21 protein-coding genes are annotated in these 24,659 nt (G+C 46.7%); 2 read left to right on the top strand and 19 right to left on the bottom strand.

The window, feature by feature from the left end:
• Positions 1-5: 5 nt before the first annotated feature.
• The 15 genes from ACWQXP_RS20510 to ACWQXP_RS20440 form a co-directional block, all read right to left on the bottom strand.
• Positions 6-1,088, bottom strand: coding sequence for a hypothetical protein (locus ACWQXP_RS20510; RefSeq protein ID WP_454064701.1), 1,083 nt, complete (start codon positions 1,086-1,088; stop codon positions 6-8).
• 53 nt (positions 1,089-1,141) lie between these two features.
• Positions 1,142-1,633, bottom strand: a complete 492-nt coding sequence (locus tag ACWQXP_RS20505; protein ID WP_454064700.1) for a PCP reductase family protein — start codon at positions 1,631-1,633, stop codon at positions 1,142-1,144.
• Positions 1,634-1,740: 107 nt separating this feature from the next.
• Positions 1,741-2,457 carry a DUF420 domain-containing protein gene (locus ACWQXP_RS20500; protein ID WP_454064699.1) on the bottom strand — a complete coding sequence of 239 codons (717 nt, stop codon included), beginning with the start codon at positions 2,455-2,457 and terminating at the stop codon, positions 1,741-1,743.
• A gap of 3 nt (positions 2,458-2,460) precedes the next feature.
• Positions 2,461-3,456, bottom strand: coding sequence for a methyltransferase (locus tag ACWQXP_RS20495; RefSeq protein ID WP_454064698.1), 996 nt, complete (start codon positions 3,454-3,456; stop codon positions 2,461-2,463).
• Positions 3,457-4,252: 796 nt separating this feature from the next.
• Positions 4,253-5,068 (bottom strand): hypothetical protein, encoded by an 816-nt coding sequence (locus ACWQXP_RS20490; protein ID WP_454064697.1) that lies wholly within the window; start codon positions 5,066-5,068, stop codon positions 4,253-4,255.
• Between the two features lie 302 nt (positions 5,069-5,370).
• Positions 5,371-7,269 carry a thioredoxin domain-containing protein gene (locus ACWQXP_RS20485; protein ID WP_454064696.1) on the bottom strand — a complete coding sequence of 633 codons (1,899 nt, stop codon included), beginning with the start codon at positions 7,267-7,269 and terminating at the stop codon, positions 5,371-5,373.
• Positions 7,270-7,368: 99 nt separating this feature from the next.
• Positions 7,369-8,829, bottom strand: a complete 1,461-nt coding sequence (locus ACWQXP_RS20480; RefSeq protein ID WP_454064695.1) for a HEAT repeat domain-containing protein — start codon at positions 8,827-8,829, stop codon at positions 7,369-7,371.
• 19 nt (positions 8,830-8,848) lie between these two features.
• The gene (locus ACWQXP_RS20475) at positions 8,849-9,355 is read right to left on the bottom strand and encodes a hypothetical protein (protein ID WP_454064694.1); all 507 of its coding nucleotides are present in this window, start codon (positions 9,353-9,355) and stop codon (positions 8,849-8,851) included.
• A 157-nt stretch (positions 9,356-9,512) separates the two neighbouring features.
• Entirely contained in the window at positions 9,513-10,448 is a 936-nt protein-coding gene (locus ACWQXP_RS20470; protein WP_454064693.1) for a carboxypeptidase-like regulatory domain-containing protein, read from the bottom strand.
• A 10-nt stretch (positions 10,449-10,458) separates the two neighbouring features.
• The gene (locus ACWQXP_RS20465) at positions 10,459-11,373 is read right to left on the bottom strand and encodes a carboxypeptidase-like regulatory domain-containing protein (protein WP_454064692.1); all 915 of its coding nucleotides are present in this window, start codon (positions 11,371-11,373) and stop codon (positions 10,459-10,461) included.
• Between the two features lie 165 nt (positions 11,374-11,538).
• A complete protein-coding gene (locus ACWQXP_RS20460) occupies positions 11,539-16,683 on the bottom strand; it encodes a LysM peptidoglycan-binding domain-containing protein (RefSeq protein WP_454064691.1) in 5,145 nt (1,714 codons plus the stop codon).
• A gap of 228 nt (positions 16,684-16,911) precedes the next feature.
• On the bottom strand, positions 16,912-17,775 hold the full coding sequence (dat, locus tag ACWQXP_RS20455) for a D-amino-acid transaminase (protein WP_454064690.1): 864 nt from the start codon (positions 17,773-17,775) through the stop codon (positions 16,912-16,914).
• 23 nt (positions 17,776-17,798) lie between these two features.
• Positions 17,799-18,134: a protease inhibitor I42 family protein gene (locus ACWQXP_RS20450; protein ID WP_454064689.1), complete on the bottom strand. Its 336-nt coding sequence runs from the start codon at positions 18,132-18,134 to the stop codon at positions 17,799-17,801.
• A 62-nt stretch (positions 18,135-18,196) separates the two neighbouring features.
• Positions 18,197-18,556, bottom strand: a complete 360-nt coding sequence (nirD, locus tag ACWQXP_RS20445) for a nitrite reductase small subunit NirD (protein WP_454064688.1) — start codon at positions 18,554-18,556, stop codon at positions 18,197-18,199.
• 49 nt (positions 18,557-18,605) lie between these two features.
• Positions 18,606-19,094, bottom strand: coding sequence for a DUF192 domain-containing protein (locus tag ACWQXP_RS20440; RefSeq protein WP_454064687.1), 489 nt, complete (start codon positions 19,092-19,094; stop codon positions 18,606-18,608).
• Between the two features lie 414 nt (positions 19,095-19,508).
• On the opposite strand from ACWQXP_RS20440, the gene ACWQXP_RS20435 reads away from it, so the two are divergent.
• A complete protein-coding gene (locus tag ACWQXP_RS20435) occupies positions 19,509-19,847 on the top strand; it encodes a hypothetical protein (RefSeq protein ID WP_454064686.1) in 339 nt (112 codons plus the stop codon).
• Between the two features lie 119 nt (positions 19,848-19,966).
• Here ACWQXP_RS20435 and ACWQXP_RS20430 read toward each other — a convergent pair whose 3' ends face one another.
• The 3 genes from ACWQXP_RS20430 to ACWQXP_RS20420 form a co-directional block, all read right to left on the bottom strand.
• Complete coding sequence (locus tag ACWQXP_RS20430; RefSeq protein WP_454064685.1) at positions 19,967-20,461, bottom strand: hypothetical protein; 495 nt, start codon at positions 20,459-20,461, stop codon at positions 19,967-19,969.
• Between the two features lie 283 nt (positions 20,462-20,744).
• Positions 20,745-21,251 (bottom strand): bifunctional nuclease family protein, encoded by a 507-nt coding sequence (locus tag ACWQXP_RS20425; RefSeq protein ID WP_454064684.1) that lies wholly within the window; start codon positions 21,249-21,251, stop codon positions 20,745-20,747.
• A 66-nt stretch (positions 21,252-21,317) separates the two neighbouring features.
• A complete protein-coding gene (locus ACWQXP_RS20420) occupies positions 21,318-21,956 on the bottom strand; it encodes an MBL fold metallo-hydrolase (RefSeq protein WP_454064683.1) in 639 nt (212 codons plus the stop codon).
• A 206-nt stretch (positions 21,957-22,162) separates the two neighbouring features.
• On the opposite strand from ACWQXP_RS20420, the gene ACWQXP_RS20415 reads away from it, so the two are divergent.
• Positions 22,163-22,996, top strand: coding sequence for a hypothetical protein (locus ACWQXP_RS20415; RefSeq protein WP_454064682.1), 834 nt, complete (start codon positions 22,163-22,165; stop codon positions 22,994-22,996).
• Positions 22,997-23,131: 135 nt separating this feature from the next.
• Here ACWQXP_RS20415 and ACWQXP_RS20410 read toward each other — a convergent pair whose 3' ends face one another.
• Positions 23,132-24,619 carry a multinuclear nonheme iron-dependent oxidase gene (locus tag ACWQXP_RS20410; RefSeq protein ID WP_454064681.1) on the bottom strand — a complete coding sequence of 496 codons (1,488 nt, stop codon included), beginning with the start codon at positions 24,617-24,619 and terminating at the stop codon, positions 23,132-23,134.
• Between the last annotated feature and the right edge of the window lie 40 nt (positions 24,620-24,659).

Raw genomic sequence — 24,659 nt, 5'->3', positions numbered from 1 at the left:
ACTCCTCATCCCACCTTTTCAGGTTGCGTGGTAACACCAACAACGGATGTCGACGTTGTACCGGCGGGTACGACACCCGCCTTACTTAATATGCCCATGACAAATGGACAGCTTTGAATATTCGCAGGAATACCGTGAGAGGTTTCAGCTTCAAGCAGCTGACAGCGTCCCAAATAAAAACTATACCCCGTCATGATGGCTGCGGTTGTTGCGGCGATCAAAAGTTGAGCGATACTCTTGAGCTCTTCATGTTGCACCAAAAACGTGAAGAAGCCAGCTTGCACCAGATAGTAGGTGAGCGCAAACGTCAAACAGGGCCATAGCCAAAACCTCCCTAACGACCACCATCCGCGTTCCTGTATTCCTGAGCGCCAATCGCCAGTCCGGGATTTACCAGCATAAAATGCCACGAGGCCTAAACATGCTGAAAGGATCGATAACACTATGGATTGGGTGAGATCATGCTGTCCCACATAGCCGAATGCCATCAAAAAAAAGGCTGCCCCCATAGAGACCACTGCCGCTCCTCCCGTCCATCGCCCCATCGTCCCTAGCTCTAACTGAACCCAACGCCGAAATGGGGCGCCATCGGGAAACGTGACCACCTTCTGCCCGTGCTGTTCTTTCCATCTCACATACCCCAGCTCAAAGGCATCTCGCGTCACAGAAGAACTTGCAATAATGATGGCCATCATCGCCGGCCCTTCTGGATGAAGAAGGAAATCATAGGCCACATACACTTTTAGCAACATGAGCACGAGAAGGGAGAGCTGAATACCGTAGACCATGCCGATCCAACCGACCACCCAGGCCACACGTCTCAGCCCATCTTCTTGAAGAAAGTTGGCCAGAGTGTCATTTCGTCCCATTCGGTAGGACCACAATGCCGTCAAAGATGCCAGGAAGCCACTAAAAAGAAGGAGGACGAACGGGTTATCCAGTGGGAGAGAAGACTTCAGAAGATGATAGAGACCAAATGCAACCAGCCCTGGAGCAAGCATGACTAATCGCTTTCGCTTTCGAACGGCGGGTTCTGTCACTAACGCGTTAAGTTGCGGAACAACTCTGAGGGCTAACCGATGAAGCATCGTATCTCCGTTTTGCCTTCTTAGACCACGTCTTTATTCACTGACGGCTTTGCTCAGTTTTTGAATGCAGGCTGCGCAGCCCCTAATCCAAAGTAGCGAGCCTTAATTTCTTCCATGAGTGCAACCGTCACTTCAGTCATCCCACGCTCTAACGCTGTTCGTTCAAGCTCAATGCGGGCCATAGCCCGAATAGCAGGCGGTACTCGCTCTAACCGTTTCAGCGTGTCGACACTCCATGCCACGGTGCCCTGGTTTTTGGCTTCGCCAAGAAAATCAAAGGTCACGAGCTTGGTTCCTGTCGTCTGCGCATAACGCTCAACATCGTCGCGATAGAACGGGACAACATACGGAGGCATTCGATCTAACACATGCTGTGCTTCATCAGACCAACAGACTTGACCCAAAAAAGGAGTCACTTCTTTCTGCTCACCTTCAATACCGACATACTCCCCACATGGCACACAAGCAAACCGCGCTAAATAGGTCGTTGCGTCGACTTCATCAACCCCGCAGAGCTCGAGCGTTTTTCCACAATCACATTCCATAGACGCGTCATATCTAGTTAAACAGTGAAAATGAACAAATACGTATAAGGAAACCCTGATTTCTGATCATGAGAGATTGTTGATTTCACGTTTGGGCGCGGAGTGTCTCACCCGATTTTTCCAGGATAGAGAATATACAACATCGCATACGTCACACTTCCAGTCACAAATAAGACGCAATACACCACCATCGTAAACTGACCAAGTACGCGATGCCGTCGTGCTCCATTTGGCCACATTCGTTGAATCGACATTTCAAGAATCATGACGATGCCAATGATCACTAACAGACTGACCCAGACCACCAGCTTCCCCATCCCAAAACGATCGAGCGCGACTAATGTCAATAAATAGGCCGCAACGATTCCCGCTAACACACCTAAGATCCCAAGCATTTTTGTCCAAGCAGTTAGAAGGATTTGCTCTCGAAGTAAGCGCCTAGCTCCGGAGAAAAATTGGGTGCGAAACCCGAGGACGATCATGTACACCGCCATAATCAACCCAATCACAACCAGAATAATGTGAAATGTCAGAATCGGAACAAAAACGGTGTCATACAGCCACTGAGAACCGCCGAACCCTTCCTTGCCTTCAAATGCCAGAACCCCGAGATTTCGGAATAAGTAATAACTGACAAAAAAGGACAACATGGCAATCATCCCGCCAAACATCAACCAATGATGCTTGGTTCCTTCACCTTTTCTGGCCTGCACCCATCCAATGATGAAAAGCGTTGTAAATACGGCTGCCATCAATTGACTGATATCAGCGCCCATCGTCGCATGCGTCCCGACAAAACCAGGTTCCCTCAGCCATTCGGCCATGAACTATATACCTCCATCTTTCTTCTTGGTCCCCTGAACCACCGCACACGGTTCAAGTTCATGGACCTCCTGAAACCCTGCATCCGTCATCCACTGCAAGGCTTCGTGAGTAGTGAAACACTGACCATGTTCAGTATTGACCATAATATGAACCGCAAACGCCGTCGTCCAGGCAGGACTGGTTCCTGTTGGATCCAAAAATCGATCTTTGATGACCAACTGCCCACCATCCGACAAGGCATGATAAATCTTGGCAACCAGCTTGGCATTGACCTCTCCGTCTTGATAGTGAAGGATATCAGACATCAGCGCGACATCATATGTCCCGTCAAAGGAATCGACATGAAAGTTACCCGATGTGGTTCGAATACGATCCTCAAGACCCACTTTCTTAATCACCTTCTCTGTCAAGACTAATGTCTGTGGCAAATCAAAAACTGTCGCGTTCAGTTCGGGATATTCCTCACAACACGCAATCGCATTCGTCCCCGCACCACCTCCAACATCAAGAAGAGTTTTGGCACCATTCAGCTTCATACGTTTCGCCAAGCTTGGCCCGCTTTCTCGGCCAATTCGATGTAAGACGGAAAGTACATTCGCGCCCATATCCGGGTTTGTTTCAAACACATGCTGCGATACGGGTGAGATGCCGGTACGAATCGTCTCTTCAAGTTTCCCCCAGTTTTCCCACTCGGCATCATGCAACAACAAAAGATGACCAACATATTCTTCCTGAGTTTTGACAAGATATCGTTGAGCCACGTCTGTATTTTTGAATACCTCACCCTCTTTCTTCAACACTCGCATTGCCACAAGAGCATTGAGCAACAAAGCCAACGGACGACCCGCAAGGGTTAGATCCCTGGCAAGTTGAGAAGAAGAACAGGGATTTCCATTTAATGAAGAAAAGAGATCAAGCTTTACCGCTGTGAGAAGAATTTTCGTCTCCCAGTAGTAGCCAGACTGGAAGATTTCGGCGAGAGAAAGTTCACGTGACACTCAGAGCCTCAACTGACAAAAGATTCTCCAAAATACTCATAATTCACTGATCTTAACGGCCCCTGACTGACAAACGCAAGTTTGAAACGTTGCGTATGAAAAAGGGAAACATGGTCTTGTGTCTGAACGTTTTTGGCTTGAGAATGATGATGGCGGTCGCAGGTATTTCATGAACATTGATCAACCGAAAAATCTGGAATGCAGCAGAACTCCAACGGAAGATATTCTTACTATTTCAGTCACAGCTCGTATCCCATAAATACACTGTTGACCTCTATACTCGGTAGAGCATCACTACGTTCGATTCATATCGACTGGAACCTTCCCCACGATAACTCAACTTTCACATCACTCATCGACTCCGATTCTTCGTTTGAAACGCTCGACAACATACATGCGGTACGACAAGTGTCCAAAGTACCGACGGCCGGTGTGGGGCCAAGGGGTTCGAACTACAATTCAAGCATTGAAATTTCACGGAAATTGATGGCCGCAGCTAAACATTTCAATGCCTAGAAACTTCCATTTATTCTTTAGAATTGCTCGACAACATGCCTGCTGAAGTGACAAGGATTCGAAGTGTCGACGACCGTTGAGGGCCACGATAATGCGGTTAAGATATCTTCATCTTCCATTGAGATTTGAAGTCCCTCAACAACACGAGCCCTGAGAAGCAATCTAGGATAAGGGAGAGAGGAAACGCAACAAAAATGACCTAGGAACATTCACAAACACAACGAGGGCAACCCGGAAGAACCCGAGTTGCCCTCGTGAGAGGAATCAGAATCTGAAGAACTTACTTTACATCAAAGTTGGCTTCAACGGTTGCGCCATCTTTGACATCAACTTCGATTTCAACGGCTTTTTTACCCATAGCGCTCTTGGCCACGGCAGGGTGCCAAACCAAGAGCTTGTGCTTTCCTGCCGGAACATCTTTAATTTCGAATGTGCCATCAGCACCGCTCGTTGCGTAAAACGGGTTGGTGACGGGAAGAAACCACGATTGCATAAATTCATGTTGATCACATTGCAACCGCACGACTCCGCCTTTTCTGGCCATACGAAGTTTCAGAGTTTTCTGTAATGAATCGCCTTTTTTGGCCAATCCGATGTTAAACAGAGTCGATGACTTCGCACCCAAAACATCAAAGCTATGAGGATTGTGCAATACACCCTCTTTGGACTTTGGATCATCAGGATCAGCATCCTCATTCACGACTTTAAACTGCCCCTTGCTCACCGCAATTCCGGTAAAAGGAAGAAACTCGCATAATTCCGCCGTAACCTCTTCCGCTGGCTCCTTTTTAAACTTCCCCATCCAGGCCTTATCCTTAATATCGCGAACGGCCACAACCGCGTCCTTCAGCCCCTTGCTTCCATCAACTTGAACTTCTTTTAATAAACGAGTATTCCCATCCTCACTTTTGCTTGTATTCTTTTTACAAAACTCCGTGTTAGGAAACTTGGAAAAGGCAAATTCTTTCGGAGCAGGAACTTTTCCGCCAAAAGTGACTTTGCCTTTAATGGTTCCACCGGCTTGCGCAATCATTGGAGCGGCCAATAGGGCGGCTCCGGCAAGGAGACACACAGTAAGAGACTGACGATTCCTCATAATACTTCCTCCTAGTTGAGAATAATTAGTGTGCTAACGAGGGTGGGATTAATACTCGGGGCTGAATGAATCTCCCACGCACCATTATGTTGGACTGTTGAGTGAGCAGGGAAACTGTTGAAACCTCGTTAATGCGTTCACCTTCTTATATACCAAGAAGGAAAAAAACGTGTCAAGATAACTGCCGGCAGCCTCATTGAGATGCCATTTTATAACAATTTGACTTTTCATTACTTTTAGACACAGAAGCCTTTCCCTCCTGTAATAAAAAACATGCAGGTATGCCAGGGACTCACACATGCTTAACTGGCTTGCTTCATAACGTCTTGGTATCGCATGAAAAACTCTGTTGCCTGATGAAACGGCTGAGAACAGATCGTGTCTGTACAAATATAGGCTGTCGATTCTTTTATTCTGGGAAACGTAATATCTCCAATTGTCAACGAATCAACCTTCGGGTCGAGTAATCGAACGATCTTTCCTGGCGCATACAACTTGAGCCCTTCCTCAAAAAGCCGACCTGTTTGCTTATCGCTTCTTGATCCGACGACAACAACATTGACCGGGTATCGAACAAAGCGATCAATGGCCAGACCTGATAATCCTAGCGGAAGTTGATCAGATGAACTCAGTACATACTGAAGCGTTCGCTCCGCGACATCTCGATAGAAAGAATCTTCAGTCACATAGTAGAGGTCAAGTAGCAGCATGACAGCCCTAAGGTTTTCCTTCAACGATTTGTGTGGAAACTTTAACAGCCCCTCAGCGGATGAACGGTCAGGTCGATCATAAAACCCACCTCCCTGCGTATCTTCTAAGAGGGCGACAAAATCCTTGGTTAGTTGTTCGGCCTTTTCGATATAGTCTGTTTTACCTGTTGTCATAGCCGCTTCGACAAGAGCTCCAGCAAACCAGACTTGATCACGAAGAAACCCAAAGTCTTGGGGCTGCCCGTTGACTTCACGATGAGCTATCCCCTTCCCTGCTTCATAGCGATGACGATATAAATGATTGACCATCTTCAACGTGATCGGCAGGAGATTTTGGCTCGGAAACACTTGATGCACCTTCAGAAAACTTTTTAGCATGATCCCATTCCACCCGGTGTAGATGGTCCGATCAACAGAAGGAGTCCCGATCGCTAGACGTCCCTCAATTCCAAGTTTAAAGTACTTCTCACCTTCCATGACCAGACGTTGGGAGCCTGTCATCTCTTTGATATCCGCATCCTGGCTAGCCCAAAACCCTGTCTCCTGAGGATCCATGAGAAAACGCCTGGCATAATGAATGGTCTCTTCAACTACTTCTCGATAGACGATATCGCCCGTTACTTGATAGGCCTCCAGATAGTTTTGAAGATTCATTGCCTGCAAATGCAGCATTTTCTCGAAGTGGGGTTGAGTCCAATTGGCTTTTTCTGCATAACGATAAAAACCTCCCCAGACCGGATCCACGAGTTTTCGCTGTTGCTGTAAAGTCAAGAGCGCCATACGCTTCAATGCGTCATCCTGCGACTGGTGATAACGACCAAAAAGAAAGGTAATGGCATCGGGTTCAAAAAACTTTGGAAAATCCTGAAAACCACCATTCACCTGGTCAAAGTTTTGCTCAATCATCACCCTCATTTGATCCGCCATCTTAGACTGAATCACCGTTGTAGGCTGTGATCGAGCTTTTCTTGCCGCATTGACAGACGCCCAAATATTGGCGGCCTGACTCAATAATGTTTCCTTATTCTCCCGATAGAGTTTCTCTGATTCTTCCAGGGCCTGCTTGAGATCCTCCGGCTCCAAATAGTTCCCTTGAAAGACGATCTCTCCTGTCGGCAACAAAATACTAGTGGTTGGCCATCCTCCATGACGGTACCGCGCTTCGATATCTGGACGTTGGTCCGTATCAACTCGGATGGAAATAAAGCGGGAATTCAATACGGCAACGATCGATGGATCCGAATATGTTGTCTCATCCATGACATGACAGGCATGACACCAGACAGCAGTTAAATCGAGAAGAATAAGGACATCCCGCTCTTGCGCGGCTCGAAACGTTTCTTCCTGCCATGATGCCCACTGAATTTCGGGGGTTTTTCCAGTAGCGGAATACAACCCAGCATTACTGACAGACCGGGACGGTTGACATGACGCACAACTCAACAAGAACAGGATTGAAATGAGTCCATTTGAGAGGAATCGAATAGGCATAACCCAAACGCTACCTGATTCCTACGAGGAATACTACCAAGAGGTTGGAAATTCTTTGCCCACGAAATAGAATGCGGGAAACATAAAAACACCCATCAATTATAATTTGTTGGGATCAGCCAGGATACGAACAATAGCTGCCGCAACTGTCGCACGCACGGCTTCGTCTTGTTCACGCAGAACAAGTTTCAGACGTGGCAGAATATCCCGATCACCAATACGGCCCAACGAACGAGCTGCCATAATTTTTGGCTTCGGTACAGGATCATTCAGCAAAAGAAACAATGTTCCGACCACATCACGGCCATACCCATTCTCTAAAGCCTTGGCAACGCCGGATCGTATACCAGGATTTCGGTCCTGCATTAACACTCTCACAGTTGGAGACACGACACTAAACGGAGTACTAAGTTTGAGTAATGAAGCCACTGCGGCAACCCGGACGCCAGGATTGGCGTCTTCTAACATGTCCGTCAGAGCCGGGATAGCCTTCTCAGCTTTTAAATTTCCAAGGCTCACAGCCGCAACACTTCGAACTGCTGGACTTTTCTCTGTCAGCGCAGTCATTAAAGGCTGAAGGGCCTCTGACATGTGAAGCTTCCCAAGCGAAGACACTGCCGCAGCACGGATAGATGGTTGCTGATCCCGCAATCCTTGCTGAAGAATTTCTATTGCCCGTGCATCACCTAATTCTCCCAAAACCTGATACGCAGCACCCCGCTCATACCCTTCATCCTCGAGTGCACTTTTCTTCACACGTTCCCAATATTCCGGATGTCCAAGTTTAATCATGGCCCCTGCTGCAGCCACTTGAACCACAGCTTGTTCGTCCTTAAGAAATGGCCGTATGAGCGTACGTGCGGCTTGATCACCCGTACGACCTAGCCCCGTTAACACTGTCGCTCGGACTAACCCGGCGTTATCCTCCAGCGCCTGTCTAAATCTCTGAGATTTTCGCCCAGACTCCAACCTCGCCAAGCTTTCCGCTGCCAACGCTCGAACCATTCCCGACTTATCATTCAACCCTTCCTCCATAAACAGAATGATATCTTCCGAACCGATCTCCTTTAAGGCCGTATAGGCTGCACCACGCATTTGCTCACGCATGTCAGCACGTAATGGCAAGATCACAGCAATACACAGCTCTCGTAATAATGGTTCATCTTCTCGACTAGCTTGCGTGACGCCATGTTCATAGGCATCGAGACTTTCGGCCGTCTTCCCAAGTAAAGCTAAACTCAAAATCTCGAGCCGATGGACAGCAGACAGTTCCCGCTCTTCCTCGCTAAATTCGGCAAGAATATCAAGCACTTTTTGAAACTGTAAATTTCTAAAGGCCTCTTGAACTTGTTGCCATTCCGGCTTTGACAACGGTTCCGCAGCCCATAGACGATCCCCAATTATCGGACTCCACACATAAACCACGGCAATAAGAAACAAGAGCCCTATCGAATATCGAGTCATCGATAAGAGAACACCATACGTTAAAGGTTGGCGTTGCTTACCTATCTTTTCGTAACGACAGTCACTTTTCATTTGCGGTGTGTGCTCCATCTGCATCCATCAATTCCTTAGCCAGCTATCCGGTTTCTGACAGCTTGTTTTGTGCTTCAATTTTACGATATCCAAGAGGTGGTTGAAAATAGTAGTCAGGTTGCGTGGAAAGAACCACATGTCGAAACTCTATACGCCAATCTCGATCTTGGCTTACTAGCTTGAGCAGAACTTGCCGTTCAGGATCTACCCATTCATAATATTTTTCACGTTGCCCAGAGGAGGACAAGACTTCGACTTCATATAACTGTGCGGGTTGCGACCCGACTTGTGCATCGCCGATCAACGTCCGCCCGACTTCTCCATCAAGGATCACCGAAACAGGCAACACATCGTTGAGGCCAGACGGCACACTCAAGACAAGACGTCGTTTGGAATAGACATACCAGACTTTGTGTAAATCTAAACGAACAATGGTAACTCCAGCGACACCGAGATCCGTTTTGATTCCACTCCAATGTTCAAGTCGATATCGATCGCCTTTCACGAATAATTGCGCTTTCGATATTTTTCCGTCTTTTCGCCAAACCATTCGTGCCGAAAATTCTATTGAGGACTGAGATGAGTCCCTTACATCCTGAACATGACGTTCAGCTGAATCAACCGAAGAAGGCAAGCCAACACACAAGGCTATCAAGATTAAAGAAAAATAAAGAAAAGCCATTCGCCGGTTGCCGTGTATGACTCATTCATGGACGTTGAAGTTCAAGCAGCGGTTGAATATCGATGGGACGACCCAGCACCGCAGGAGTATATCGCGGTGGAGTTCGGATTTTATGAGCCGTGTGCCGTTCAGTAGGCGCGGGCAGTTCGAATGTAAGCGAGAGGTTTTGTCCAGGCTCAATCACCACAGTTTTGGCAATCACCGCTTTGACACTGGGATGCCACGCTTGCACCCGATACGTTCCTGGGGGAATGTGGTCAATCTCAAAGGTCCCAGTGGCATCTGTAAACGCATAATACGGATTCTCCACGGCAATGGCCCAGCTTTCCATATACGCGTGAAACCCACATTGCATCACAAACGTTTTTCGTCCTTTGCTAAGATCAAATTGCCGGACAAGAGATGTGCTTGGTTTATGATCATGATCGGCATGCATATCTCCCCGATTGTGCCGATGATTAAACGGCAAAGGAGAATTGAATAAAACGCGGGTCCCCTGTTGCTGAGAAGTTTCATAAGCCTGAATATCATGCATGACGGGATCCATATTGATCACTTCGATCCCATGCCCACTTCGTACAATCGTGGTAAATGGTTGAAAGCGACAGTCTCTGGCCTCGACTCGAGGAATAGATATTGAAAACGGCTTCCCAGCCTTGACCTCTTCAAAGAACACGACAACATTTTTCACTTGCCGCTGATCATTCACTAGAAAATCTTGAAGCAAGCGCCACCCATTTCCGGTTGAGATTCTGCCACAATATTCAGGGTCAGGAAATGTAATCAAATTATACGCCTTTGGATCAGGCGGAGGTCCCAACAGCGTCACTACGCCTGAGAGAGACCCTCCGTTTGTCACATCCTTTACTTCATACGCAAAGCCTGGAGGAGCGCCGCCCACACACACAATGCAACTCACAAAGAACGAAACCCATAAACCTTTGAATATAGAATCAGCCATTGTTACCTTCCTAAGGTGTCTGAAGACGAAGAGAGGGAACAATCTCTACGCCTTCTCCCAACAGTTCCAATCCAAAATGTGGATTCTCATGCATTTCGTGAACACTTCTCCTCCCTTTGACGGCCGTATATTCAAAGTTTGTTTCCAACGTCTCATTCGGGGACACCGTAATCTTACGCTCAAGATATTGCTTCATTCCCGCATGCCAAACCGTCAACGTGTAATCTCCAGGAGGAACATCAGAGATTTCAAACTCACCGGGCTCCTTAGTAATGGCATAATACGGATTTTCCACGATCACACCCCATGAAAACATATACGGATGAAAGCCACATTGCATGACAAAGATATTCCGTCCCTTCCGAAGATGTACATTTTCAATCATGGGTTTGCCGGGCATATGTTTGTGACTATTCATCATTCCCAGAACCTTATGAAATGGGTTCATGGGAAGAGGACGATTGAATAACACGCGAGCGCCGCGCTCCCGAGCCGTTTCATATCCCTGAATGTCGTGTTCAATCGGATCCATATTCACGACCGTCAACTCATCTTTTTTCTTGAGGACATTAATGAAGGGAGAAAAGTCACAATCAATCGCTTCGACTCTAACCTTCTTTGTTTCAAATGGCTTCCCTTTCGCAATACCCTTTAAGATCACAACGGCATCCTTTAGCCCACCATCTGGCGAAACAATGAAATCCTCAACAATGCGCCAACCTGTTCCCGTCGAGATTCGACCACAATAGACCGGATCAGGAATTGTCACTAAATTAAAGGCCATCGGTCGAGGCAGTTCTCCTGCCAAGGTCACTTTCCCACGAATTGTTCCGCCATCTTCTACTGAAACTTCTTCATAGGTCCAGGCTGGAGGTGCCCAGAAACCAATAACGAAAAGCCCAATCAGAATTTTCAGCAATCCCATCTCAATCCCCTCCCTCCCACAGCGCAACATTGATCAACATTGATGAATGATAAATATGATGTTCAAAAAATCTTGTCTATCTCTCTACTATACTACACGTAAAAAAGCGGGGAAGCCAAATTTTGGCTCCCCCGCTTTCAAGCGTACCGTATCAAGCAGTAAAGTTTATTTAAATTTTACTGGCTTAATTGCTGCACCTTCCAATGCCTTCGCTTCTTGCATACTACCTTTCTTACCGCTTAAAGGCAGAATACGCTGATCACCTTCAGGTAACACCCGTAAATAACCCCATTGCCCAGACTGGGAATAAGGAAGTCGAGCATTACCATAAATATAATCACCAGGAAGGGCATAGTTACCGCCCGCGGAAGGAACAAACGCATCAATACTCTCTGATCCTGCAAACTCGACAGTACTGATCATATCCGCACCTTCCATAAATGGCTCAATTGGCCACTCATGTTTTTCCAGTGTAAACATCCCGTTTTGTTCACTGCTTGCTCCGAACACATGGATGCGAACAGGGTCACCTGCATGGGACATAATAACTGGCGTTGCAGGATCCTTTGGATCATCAACCTCACAAGGTTGGAACATACGACCCAATGAACACCCCTCTTCTTCACGATACAGATATGGTTCATTTCTATAGTTGATCCCAACAAGCCCTGCGACATTTTGAACATATGGCATGAAGCTGGTTCCGATGATGTTGTCTTCATCCTGGAAGAATAAAGCCACATCCCGATAGTTCTTACGCTTCTCATTACCTTGAATCGTACGGTCCACAATCACATCAGCTGACCACGCATTCTTCAAGGACACGTCAGCCCCTGTCTTCGGATCACGATATTGAGACCCTTTAGGACCAACGATAATGGCACCAAATAATCCATTTCGTGGATTCATGGCCACGTTTCCGAAATCCCATACCAAAGACTGTGTTTCGCCGATAAACGGATCGGCATAGTAGGTATAGGTTCGCTTCTCACCAGGAGCCACAGTTTGCTCCCCTGGGTTATTCCCAAGGTTCAGGCCTTGCGAATCTTTGGGATCAAAGGCTAACCCAAAGGCTGAGAACGAAGCACGGCTTTCCTTCATCTTGTTCGTAAGATTCACCTTAATGCAATCACCCACATTTGCCCGCAACGTGAGCGGCATTGGATGGTAATCACCAGAGACTTTGCTCACCTCTTCTTCTAGAACATAGATTTTCGCATCTGGATTTTGCACTTCTATTTTACGTTCGAAGTCCACTTCAATAGCTTCTTCAACATTCGGGTTAAAGGTCATTGATGGAAAATCAATGGCTGCCACATTAAAGACCTTTTCTGTTGCATCTTTTGGACACACAGGAAGTGGCTTCGGCATCCCTTCCTTGCCATAGGCTTTATTTGGAAGAGGCTGTAAGTCATCTACAGGTTCATCAAGAACTCGAATGAGCCCCCATGAACCTTCAGATAACTTTGAACTTCGACCGTTGAAGTACATGTAATCACCAGCTTGATGGCGAGGCCCTCCGGCTTCAGCCACAACAAGGTCATACCGTTCAGCTATGGTGATATGAATTGAATTCTTTCTATTTGCATCATGCGCATACCGTTCCGTCCAGAACGTGTGCCCAGACACCGTAAATACATTACTTTCGTTCTGCGTTACATCGACCAAACGAAAGACAATCGCATCTCCCAAATAAGCACGAATCATCGGCGTGCTTGGCTCACCATGGACCGTGCTGCTAAAGATTTGCGACATATCCGGATTGTTGGCCAATCGTTGAGCAAATGGCTCAGCGCGGAAGTTAAAAGCGCCACCGGTTGTGTGCGTTCCACCATTCAAGAATGGCATGGGCGTCATTTTAATTTTTTCATTGGGCGGCATAATAAACGATACTGTCCGTCCAGCTTCCAATGCCACTTCAATGGGTTGACCAGGAGGATTCCCAGCCGTCACCACATTCACCGTATGTGGAACCGTATCCATGATATGCACAACCAACTCACGGAAACTTCCAGCTACATCATGTCCGACACGTTCAATGGTATGAATATCTGCTACTGGTCCCGTACGAGTCGGTTTCCCAGTCTTTGGATCATGCCAAGTTGAACCAAACGGTTCGATCAAGAACGTACACACCGCTCCATGAGGCCAGGTTGTTCCACCAAATGCGTGATCGTGACAGAACACCGAACCGACATCTGAGTCTGCCCAGAAGCGTTGACGAACAAATTCGACTGTCACGATATCGTCGACGGGGTGATCGTGCGCCAACGGCTTATCGAACGTCAGCGTTTCACCACCAGAAGAAGCAGGGGCTGACGAGCTATCTCCCCCACCCGGGACTTTTAACTTTTGTCCGACTTTTATGACATTCGCATCTCCAAGATCATTAAGAGACTTCAATTCACTAACCGTTGTTCCAAGCGAACTAGCTATGGCTCCCAGGGAATCACCAGGACTTACTGTGTAACTATCAGCACTCGAGCTTCCCCCAGAGGCCGATGCACCATCTCCCCCAATAGCTACGATCCGCTTGATCTCATCATGCCCGACATTATCGACTCCAACCAGGATTAAGGTCCCTACATGATATTGTTTGGCATTCGTGAGGTGAATGGTTTTGTCGCCTTTCTTGGCGGCTTTTGTCAGTTTCGCATTCATTGGTACCGGCAACCCTTTTTTCGTTTTCTTTTCAAACATCGTAAAGGGCCGCATGGATTGCTCATACGAAAAACCTGAAATCACACCATCTGAAGACTGATTGTCAAATTGTACAAAGTGAAAATGGGTGTTGATTTTCGACGATTGGAAATTCGTAATATCGTCATCTTCCCATTCACTAGTTAATGTCCAATCCATACAATCGTACATATTGGCACGAATGACCAACGGTAACTTCAAATCATTATTCGCTCGAATAGCTTCCTCTTCCTCATGAACAACATACAAAAGGCCATGAGGGTCGACAATCGGCTCCTCCTTGCCTTGTGCCGCTGACAATTCAATCGGCAATTTAATAAAGTGGATATTATATTTTTGAGACCCTGCTCGGTCTGGGCATAAGCTCCAACGGCCGTTTTCTCCAGGTTTTGCTGGATTCACCGTCCGCTTACCCTCGTCGTCAAAACGGATTGGCTCTAACCATGGAGCAGGATTATGATCAGGTGAAAATGGTGGCCGCTTTCCAAAGTGCGGAGTCAACCATGGCCATGCCACTTTTCCTGTTTTCGGTTCAAACCAAATTGGTCGACGCTCCCCCGCCTTATACCCCTGCCATTCAGGTTGATACTTGGGGTTCGGCCCAATGTCGGCTTCTTTTTCACTCATCGCTTTATTGCCGTCCCAAACCCAGTCCATGACTGTGGCATCGTAGGATTGGAGTTGACCTTTTTGATCATCTTTGTGACCAGGTTTCCCTTGATTCACGAGCTGCATTTCTACCCAGTCGTTAATATTGACCACTCGTGGATCAGATTTCCAATTGCTTTTTCCGGTTTCAACAATTTTAAACTTGGTACCAAACCAGTTGACCGTGGTGCCAACGAGCTTGTCTGAGGTGACAGGCTTATGAATACGGTCCACACGATCTGGCAGCTCACGAAGTGGCGGCATCACGTCGTTGTGAAATCCAGGGACTTGTAAGGTATTGTAAACACGCCAATATCCCCACATTCCAGCCACATAGTGATGGGCAACATGACAGTGGAATAAAAAGTCCCCGGCAAGCCATTGACACAGACCAGAACCACATTCGGTCTCAAGATCAAGGGCTTCAGACGGTCCAATACCTTCAACATCTACTCGGTCGGATTTGGTTCGAATAACTGGATACTTCACCGGTCCATTTTGTCCGGTATTCCAGACAGGCATTTGCGTAGCCCGTGGGCTGCGTTGCCAACGGATCGATCCGCCATGGGGGTGATGAGAATGAAACACCTCAGACCCACCATGAACAATACGGAACTTTGCGGGATCCCCAAGATAACTCCGTGGAATCGTAGGGGAGGCATCCCCATAGGTATAACTGCTATATCCTTCTGATTCATCTTCAAATCCAAAATATTCATGCTGAACGTGCATATTGTTGATGCCGAATGGTTCGCTTCTGAAATTTAGAGCACGGGCTCCGGGGCGATACACATCCGTTAATGGGTCACGTTGCGGCAAGAAATCACCGTGCTTGTTGACCGGTCGAAATGCTTCATCGCCGATTTCGTGATAAATTAGAATGAACTCTCTAAAGTCAGGTCCATTTGGCGTGTCAATCATGACTTGCCAACCACTTCTGGCTTCAGTCGGTTCGCCTTCGCCAAGTGGCTCCCAGTACTTGGAACCAGCGGGCTCGACAACAAATGTCCCCATCATTCCTAGCACCGTTAATTCTCGGTCATTGCTGTAGCTGTGGAACTGCTTCGCGCCCTCTTGCATATCAGGCTTAATATACCACTCCATCTCTATAACAGAGGATCCTTTTGGCCCTTCACTTTCTTCTTCTTCCTCAAATTCATCGTCCATCTCTCCAACAGCAATAGCATCGGGATTGGTCGTGGTGGCTGGCTGCCCGGTCTTGCTCATCACCATGTCGGAGCCATTGATGTGCAAACTCACATCTTCGCCAAACTCTAATTGATTTCTGAGAGTAAACTTGACGCAATCTCCTTGATTTCCTCTTATCACCAAGGGTTGAATCCACTGATCTTGTATGCCGTTTTTCACTCCACCTGGATCAGTGTGTCCTTCAGACTCCCGCGCTTCAGCATTTTTCGCTTCTTCTTCTCTTACTTTTTCAATGTTCTCTGTCAGGACATACATATACCCGGGATAGTAGTCTAACCATTGATTCAGGGTTACTTCTGCGTTAATCGCAGAAATATCATATTCCTTGACAGGAGCGGACTTGGGACACAGCCCCCCAGAGCCGGAGACAGGCTCTCCACCAGGGTTGCTCATCAGAAGACCGTTCTCCCTTCCGGCACCATACTGATGCATCATTGACATCGAATTGAAGGCTCCGCTGTTCGGCGTATGAGCCATCTGCTTTTCCATCTGCTCCATCATTCGTTGATGTTGAAGCTCAACTAAGGCAGCACGTTCGGCTCTTCCTTCCACCGAATTCTCGACAATCGTCTGCCCTTTGAGTTTCTCTGCCCAACCAGGAGAATTTTGATGAGTCATCCCAGCCTTATGAATCATGGACTTCGTGTCCGATGTTTCAGCTCCAACGAATGCAAGCGGCATGGAAACCAAGGCAGCAGCACATACACCTAACCACCTGAGTGACGGATTCAATGAAAACTTCTGATAAAACATTGACCGGCCTCCTTAACAGCGAAAGAAATGTCAACAACCATAGACAGTAACTAAATTTTTAAGTATGAGAGAAACTCTGAATTTCGGATACACATAAGACCTACTTCTAATGGCGAGAAGGAAAAAGGTACTTAAAAAGTCGTATGAGAGTCAAGTCCACCTTAAAAACTAATGGAACAACCTTCGACAGCTATAAAACACAGACCAAAAACGCCTGCATTGGGAAATTTACCGTAGCGGAATTGTGAATGTTTTTTCAACAGTTTCGGAAAACAGCGTCATTAATGATTGAGTCACAGGTCCAGGCGATCCATCACCCACGGTTTGATTATTGAGTTGAGTCACAGGCAAGACTTCGATCGTCGTTCCCACAAGAAACATCTCATCGACATCATCAAGCTCCGAAAGCCGTATGACCCGCTCCTGAACTTCATACCCATGCGCTCGAGCAAGCTCGATGACACACAAAAGCGTAACCCCGGCAAGAATTTGTTGATTGAGTTCTGCAGTACTAATCACACCGTCTTTCACAATCATGAGATTACTGGCAGCCCCTTCGGTCACAACTTCATCGCGAACGAAGATCGCTTCGAAAGCTCCAGCCTCTGCCGCCTTTTGCTTTGCTAACACATTCGGAAGAAGATTGAGGCTTTTAATGTCACATCGTCCCCAGCGGATATCAGGAAGGGTAATCGCATGCACACCCTTGGCTCGTAAATGTACATCAAACTCAGGCAGTTCTCGAAAAGTCATCAGGACGGTGGGAGAGAGAGCCGCAGGAAATTGGTGTTCGCGTGGTGCAGCCCCTCTTGTCACTTGTATATACACTTTACAATTGGCATAACCACTTTGTTTGACTCCCAGAAGAATAGCCGGTTCCCATTCATGCCGTTTGAGCGGAAGCGGAATATGAATCTCGCTGGCACTCCTCTCCAATCGAGCTAAATGTTCTTCAAGATAGAAGAGACATCCCTGATACGTCCGAATCACTTCATACACCCCATCTCCAAACTGATAACCCCGATCTTCCGCCGAGACACAGACCTGCTCTAAAGGCATAAACTGACCATTTAAATAACCAATATTTGGCATAAACTCTTTAACGTCTCTCGCGGTTACTCGTCGACAGTCACTGAAAAAACTCGACGGTCTTCAGCGGTAAATTTCCACGCCATTCGTTTATTAAATTCGAGGAAATACCGACCAACCTCTCGCGCTTGAAACTCAAATGATCGGCTACCGGAATCAACGGCATTATTACTCGTCGTACGGAGAAAATCATCTTCAAGCAGCACTAATGCCTTTGCATCATACGCAGGCACCCACTGCTCCCCCCGAGTACGATCCTCCCACAACTTGACCGTAAACGTCTCTCCCTTTTTCACCTGAAGAAGCTTAACGCCGTCTTGTTTCGTTGTATCCGTTACCCCACTGTCTGATTGCTGATCCATGCTCTTTTCCCTCTACCCGTGATCACGAAAAACACGTCTCGAAGCCTTCGTCGGCACTAAAATTACTCTAATGACCACACATCCCGCGTTTGAAGACACACATAAACTTGATCGTCCTGCACCCGCACTTGATAACTTGCCACACAGTTGCCGCCGCCATCGCCCCCAAACCCACTTCGGATATCAAATTGCAAATCATGCCAGGGGCACGTTACCAAATACTTTTTGACCTTTCCTTTTCCGAGCGGCCCTCCTTGATGAGGACAAATATTATTAATCGCATAGAATTTCCCCGCTACACGAAAAAGTGCCACAGACTTATCATTGACCTTAATCACGCGCCCCTTTCCTTCGGGAACCTCATCGATACGCGCAATGGGGATAAACTCCTCTAATTTGTTTTCGTTACGTTTCGATTCCACAGATAATCCTTAGAAGAGTGAATCACATCAATCTTTTGCGTCATATTCACTACATACGGAGAATAAACTTTAATGGTTCACCCAACTTGACTTCAGTTTTTTTGATAAACCCCGCATTGGCTTCAATCACATAGCGAGCATTCTGAGGTGGAGGGCCGTACCAAGGACAAGGATCACTTGAACAGGGAGGAGCGGCCTCTACGATATGCACGACTAATTTACTTTCATCGACCCATAGTATATCAACCGGAATACGAAATTCTTTCGTCCAAACTTGATGGCTTGCCGATTCATCAAAAATATACAGCATGCCTTCGTCATCTTCTAAATGATTGCGAAATGCAAGACCAAACAGTAGTTTCTCTGGCGTATCGGCCACTTCGGCCTTTAACACCTGACCGTTGGGAAAGGACACATGAATGCTTTTCGTTTGTTCAGGACGATTAAAAAGAAGGGCTCCGCTAATGAGAAGCAGAGACATAATGATCAAAAAAAACAGTCGTTTTTTATGCGGTTGATCCTGAAAAAAAGCAGACATCGTACCTTCAGCTGGATTGGCTTATACGGTGTGAATAAAGAACGTTTGGATCATGGACGACAACACATACTACAGACTTCAATGATGTTTATTGGCAATCTTCCGCAAGGAGATATTCAACCGACCAGAATCGGAGCAGCACAACAAAATAGAATACATGTACAAGAACAAGAAATTTTCCAGCATCAAGGCAAGATTTCAGTATCGACAAAGCCCCTGACAACTCAGAAGCCTTCATGCTGACTGTAGCGGAAAGGCATGCAACAACTCTCACAGCCACCTTGCCCTATTGCTCATAATCTGGATTATGGCTATGATGTTATTGAGTTTTTGTTCTATAAGTCCGATAAATGAATGATAACAACAAAAGGTCTCTGCTGAATAAAAACCCGATTCTAAAAAAGGAGGCTCGTAATGAAGGGTACCTTTTTAATGACCATAACCCTGCTGACTTTGCTATTTGGGCAAACCTCAACAAGCATTGCCAATCTCACCAATGTCTCTCAAGCCATTAATGGCTTCGTAGAAAAAATCTATCCCAAAGGAAGCCATTACTTTTGGGTCATTAACGATACAACAACAGAATCTCAACACGAAATGGTGGTTGATATTAACACGACCCTTCAAGGTGAAGCCAATAAAGAAAAAGACCAACACCGATTCTTGATTCTGATCGTCAATGGTGAGTTTTTTGGCGCACAGAAGATTCCTCTTAATGCTGAAGTCAAATGCAAAAAAGAGCAAGAAGTTTAAACATCATTCCTTCATTCTTTCAATAGACACTTCCAATAAAAAAGCCCCATTCTCCTGATGAGAATGGGGCTTTTTCAACACGTATCTGCAACGGCTCTCATCCGAGAGCCAAGCGTTTTCTAACGCAAAATTAACAATTGCCCGCCAAGGTGACTATCATGTAGTTGGCACGAATACTTCAACGTATTGCTTGCAGTCACATACGTCAGATCGCTGGTTGGAACACCAATGTATTTGGTCTCCCCTGGCTTTAACACAATTTTGATATCCATCACCCATGGTCCAGCCTGCTCAGAATCGGCTGATAAATTAAAACCATGTTCGGTATCAAGCGAGTTGGTGACTTTTAGCAACACGGGTCGACCAGCTCGTCCCCCTGTTCCCGATTTTGTGAGATTCAACACGGAAGTTGGGGGATACCACACCTTTTTACCACCAACCATCATTGCGGTGAACTCGAGATCAACGTCTAAGGCCTTAAATGATTGCCCGACGACTGAGCCAGTTTCAAGGTCACCGATTTCCACACCACCAGACTGCAGGGCTAGTGCACCTGTTGATCCAGCCGCAACTAGCACAAGACTTAAAAGGACGGATAGAAGCACTCTGTGCATCGCCTACCTCCCCATGAAAAGCTTGTTAATAATAAAAGAGTTACCAGTTCTAAAACGAAGGGCCTTCCAATTACCCTAATGCTCATTCTCAAAAAGAGGGTCCGTTATAGCATATGCCATCGCAGGACGCAAGAAGGATCTTCCACGATCTGCCCTGAAACCACCGATGAAAACAAGCCCTTATCCTACTAGAACAAGGATGAAGGACCTAGTCGAGAAAATCGATGACGACGATCAGAAACTTTTTCCTGTACCAACGGTAAAACGGAGACCAAAGGTCAACTTACAATTGCACTTGCCCTTCTTTTTTATCATCTTCATCATCGCGAGGATTTCCCGCTGACTCAAGCAAGGTTCGTGATACCACAATAGGGGTATGAAAATGAACTGCCAAGGCAATCGCATCTGACGACCGACTATCAAATATTTTGAGTTGTCCATTTAAGGACAACGTCATGGTCGCATAATAGACTCCATCTTTTAAGGAAATAAAGACTCTGTCTACTTGGATACTATAGGCCTCTAACATCGTATGCATGAGGTCATGGGAGAGAGGGCGAGGAAATTTAAGACCATTTAATGCTCCTTGAATCGAACCGGCAACCGTTGGGTCAACATAGATCGGGATAGCCCTTTCTCTCGCTTCCAGCAGAACCACAGGACCTTGGGGTGTCACACGTACTTCGACGTTTTCAATTACCACCTCCTCGTCCTCGCTCTCAAACTTCTCTTGAGCATTGACGCCTACTCCCATTCCGACACTAAGAAGCAAAACCAACGTCCATCTCATCACGGGTACACCTCACATAGGGGTTCTCCTTGAGATTTCGACTATCAGGTACCGACTCAGCAACCCTTAGCCCGTGATAAATGCGTTGGATTGCCGTTCAATCCCAATCTGTGTTTCACGACCATGCCCTGGCACAACCACGGTATTTTCGTTCAATGTATACAGACGCTCTCGGATGGACTCTTCTATTGCATAGGGATCTCCACCCCACAAATCCGTCCGACCAATTCCTCCACGAAATAAGGTATCCCCAGAAAGAACTAAATTATTCTGGGAAAAGTAAAAACACAGAGAACCAGGAGTATGACCTGGCGTATGCATGACAGTCCCAGCAAATTCACCAACCTTGAAGGACTCTTCATCCACCAACCAGGCATTGGGGGAAGGAACAGGGGTATACGGCACTCCAAACATTTGGCATTGAACCTCTAGCATGTCCCAAAGTTGCCGATCATCTTGATGAAGCCCAATCGGAGCCTGAGTGGACTGCTGTATCGCCCCAGACGCAAGAAAATGATCAAAATGCGCATGGGTATGGAGAATCAAGCTAACCGTTAACCCAAGCTCGTTCACCTCTCTCAGAATTCGTTCGGCATTCCCTCCAGGATCGACCACCACCGCTTGCTTCGTTTCTGAATCTCCAAGAATTGAACAATTACAGGATAACGGAGGAACGGAAAAGGTTTTGCGTATGAGTGTTGCCATAGAAATGTGTCACACCGTATCCAAAAAGATAAGAACCAAAAGCATAGCCCCTCACCTCTCGAGGGTCAATATGTCTTTGCGACCTTTACATACCACAACATTTGAAATAGTCTGGTAATCAGCATACAATAAGATTCTGCAAGCACATTAGGCTGGATTCTTTCCTCTAGACTCATCCACATGGCAAATCTACTGATCCGGTGAACGTGACAAAACTTTGGTCATTCTTGACCGATTACCAATTGCTCACACGCTACCCTCAGAAACTCAACCTTTCTCGTCTTACCTTCTGTATTGCGTGTACTGGAATGCTGTTTCTAGTCGGCTGCCCAACGGACAACACGGGTTCGCTCAAACAAGAAAACCTGCAGCTGAGAAAGCAGGTGGCCAAACTCGAGTCTGTCCTCTTTTCCCTCCAGGAAGGCAATAAGGCTATTCAGCAACAAATTGACTTATTAAACCGTGAAGCTCGACAAGCTCAGGAACAATACGAGCAAAAACTGAAAGAAAAAGAAGAGACAATCAAGAATATCTCCGTGGGCAACACAAATGAGACGACTCACCTAAAAACACTCGAGCAGGAAAACAAAAAGCTCCGAGGAGATGCCAGTTGGTTACGGACTCAGCGAAAACAATGGCGAGCAGGACTTATGGTACAGCGGCATGAGGGAAAATCAGAAACCCTAGATTACCCGTTCTCCACTGTTGTTGACGTGGCTCGGACAACGTTGGCCGGGAACGGATACACTATCTTGGCAAGCATGAAAACCGATCAAAAAGCCGTGTATATCACCAATAGGAAAACGTCACCGCCCGCATCAATTGAAGTCACAGGATTTAGGAATCAGTACATTCTCACTATCGACAAACAAACAGAACACGATTCACAGGTATGGGTGAAAGCCGGATTTGAAAAGCTTTCCCAACGCGGACAACTTCTCGATGCCAGCAAACTTGAAGTCAAAGAAATCGAGAGTCGATTAATCAGAGAAATTCAACAGCACCTAACCCAGCCTCCAAAACCTCTCAAAAAAGAGTAGGAGTTCTCCCCAAGAATTTCCGGACTCTCTTTGTTCACCCATAGGTGGCCTCACTCCTTACCAAAACAACAAGGAACTCAATAACGTGTGAGAAGCTGGACGCGATTCACTGCCACGAACACTCTGAGATCACAGTCATCTGCCTCGATCATAAAACATCGACGATTCATTCAACTGACATGACAAGGCATAGCCATTACGTAGTTCCATGGCTTCCAGAGAAACCTGGTCCGCTCCTTGCGGATACATCGCCTGAATATATTCGACAAAGTATTGAATTTTTAGGAGGAAAAAATCATACGGTTCGCAAACGCGCTGCGGATGTAAATACCAGTAGTCCTTAAAACCTTCAATCTCCAGACCCAAGCCCTCCAGAGTACGAAAGGAGCGGGGAAACATATCCTTAAGCTGCCCGCCCCATTCTGAAATTTCGTGCGGCAAATAATAGCGGCGATAACTATCCAACTCATTGACATCATGGATATTGTTAGTGTTCAAAATTACCACATCGTCTTTTTCTAGGCACGTCACCAACCGAACATAGTCCTCATATTGATACGAAAGGTGCCTATCGGTTCCGCACGCAGAAGGATGTGTCCGATGGGCAAACGGTTCGATCTGAGGCCTCGACTCGAACACCGGCTGCTGCTTTCCGCGTTCTTGCTGCTCCCACGTTGCAAATCGCCCACGAAGCCACGCATACTCCCGCACAATGAGATCAATGCCTTTTGTATCGACTTCCATGGCCAATCCCTTCACATTGCTCAATTCAGGATGAGACAGCACTTGCTCGAGCATTTCAAATAACATAGAAGGAATTGGGGCGTGATGTGCGTCAATCCAGTTTGGCAAACAGGCATGCCCCCGAGCTTCATGCGGTACAGCAGGGTGGCAATCTAAACCGGCAATGTGAATCTGCACGACACGCTCCATCGGGAATTCATTGAGAAATTCCTCCAAAAATTGCCCGAGCGTCTGATTCTCCCAAACCCCAGTATAGCGATAGACCGTCCAGATATGCCCAATGTCCAAAACAAACCCGCAGGCACACCGATCTGCAATCATGCGGAAAAAATCCGCGTATCCCAGATTTCCAAGGATAAAATAGGTGAGAGGAGGAGTCTCGAGCAGAAAAAGAGGAGAATGCAAAGTATTGTCTCCAAAATGCTCATCCAGGTAACGTTGAGCTAGCTCAACGTTGCTTGCCGTCATACACGCTGAAGATTCCAGCAATAGTGGAGGAAGATACGTCCCAAACGAATGCCCTCCAATCTGCTTCGTGGCACATTCTTGGTTGATCCAGAAACAGCCCATACTGCGAAGATGAGCCGTAGCCGTCCTTAGCTCATCTTCATATGGATACACATCGGTCCAGTCAGGTTGCGTCACCCATAATCCATCAGCATGATACTCCAGGAGAGCAGAAGGTCGACAGAAACGGACTTTGTCGAGGGCGCTCTGATCAGCTTTAAACACTTCCAAATACCCATACGACAACCCGTGGTGGATTAATTGATCTGTTAGTTCAAAGATGTCAGGTGTATAGACATCAACAGAAAGACCAATCCCATGAAATGGAATACGACCAACGCGCTGAAAAAACTCTTTGTTATTTTCGCTCATTTGAGCATCTATATGACAAATAGATTCATGATCGACCGAG

It is taken from the genome of Candidatus Nitrospira salsa, from assembly GCF_965152625.1.
This window is presented reverse-complemented; position numbering and strand designations above follow the sequence as displayed.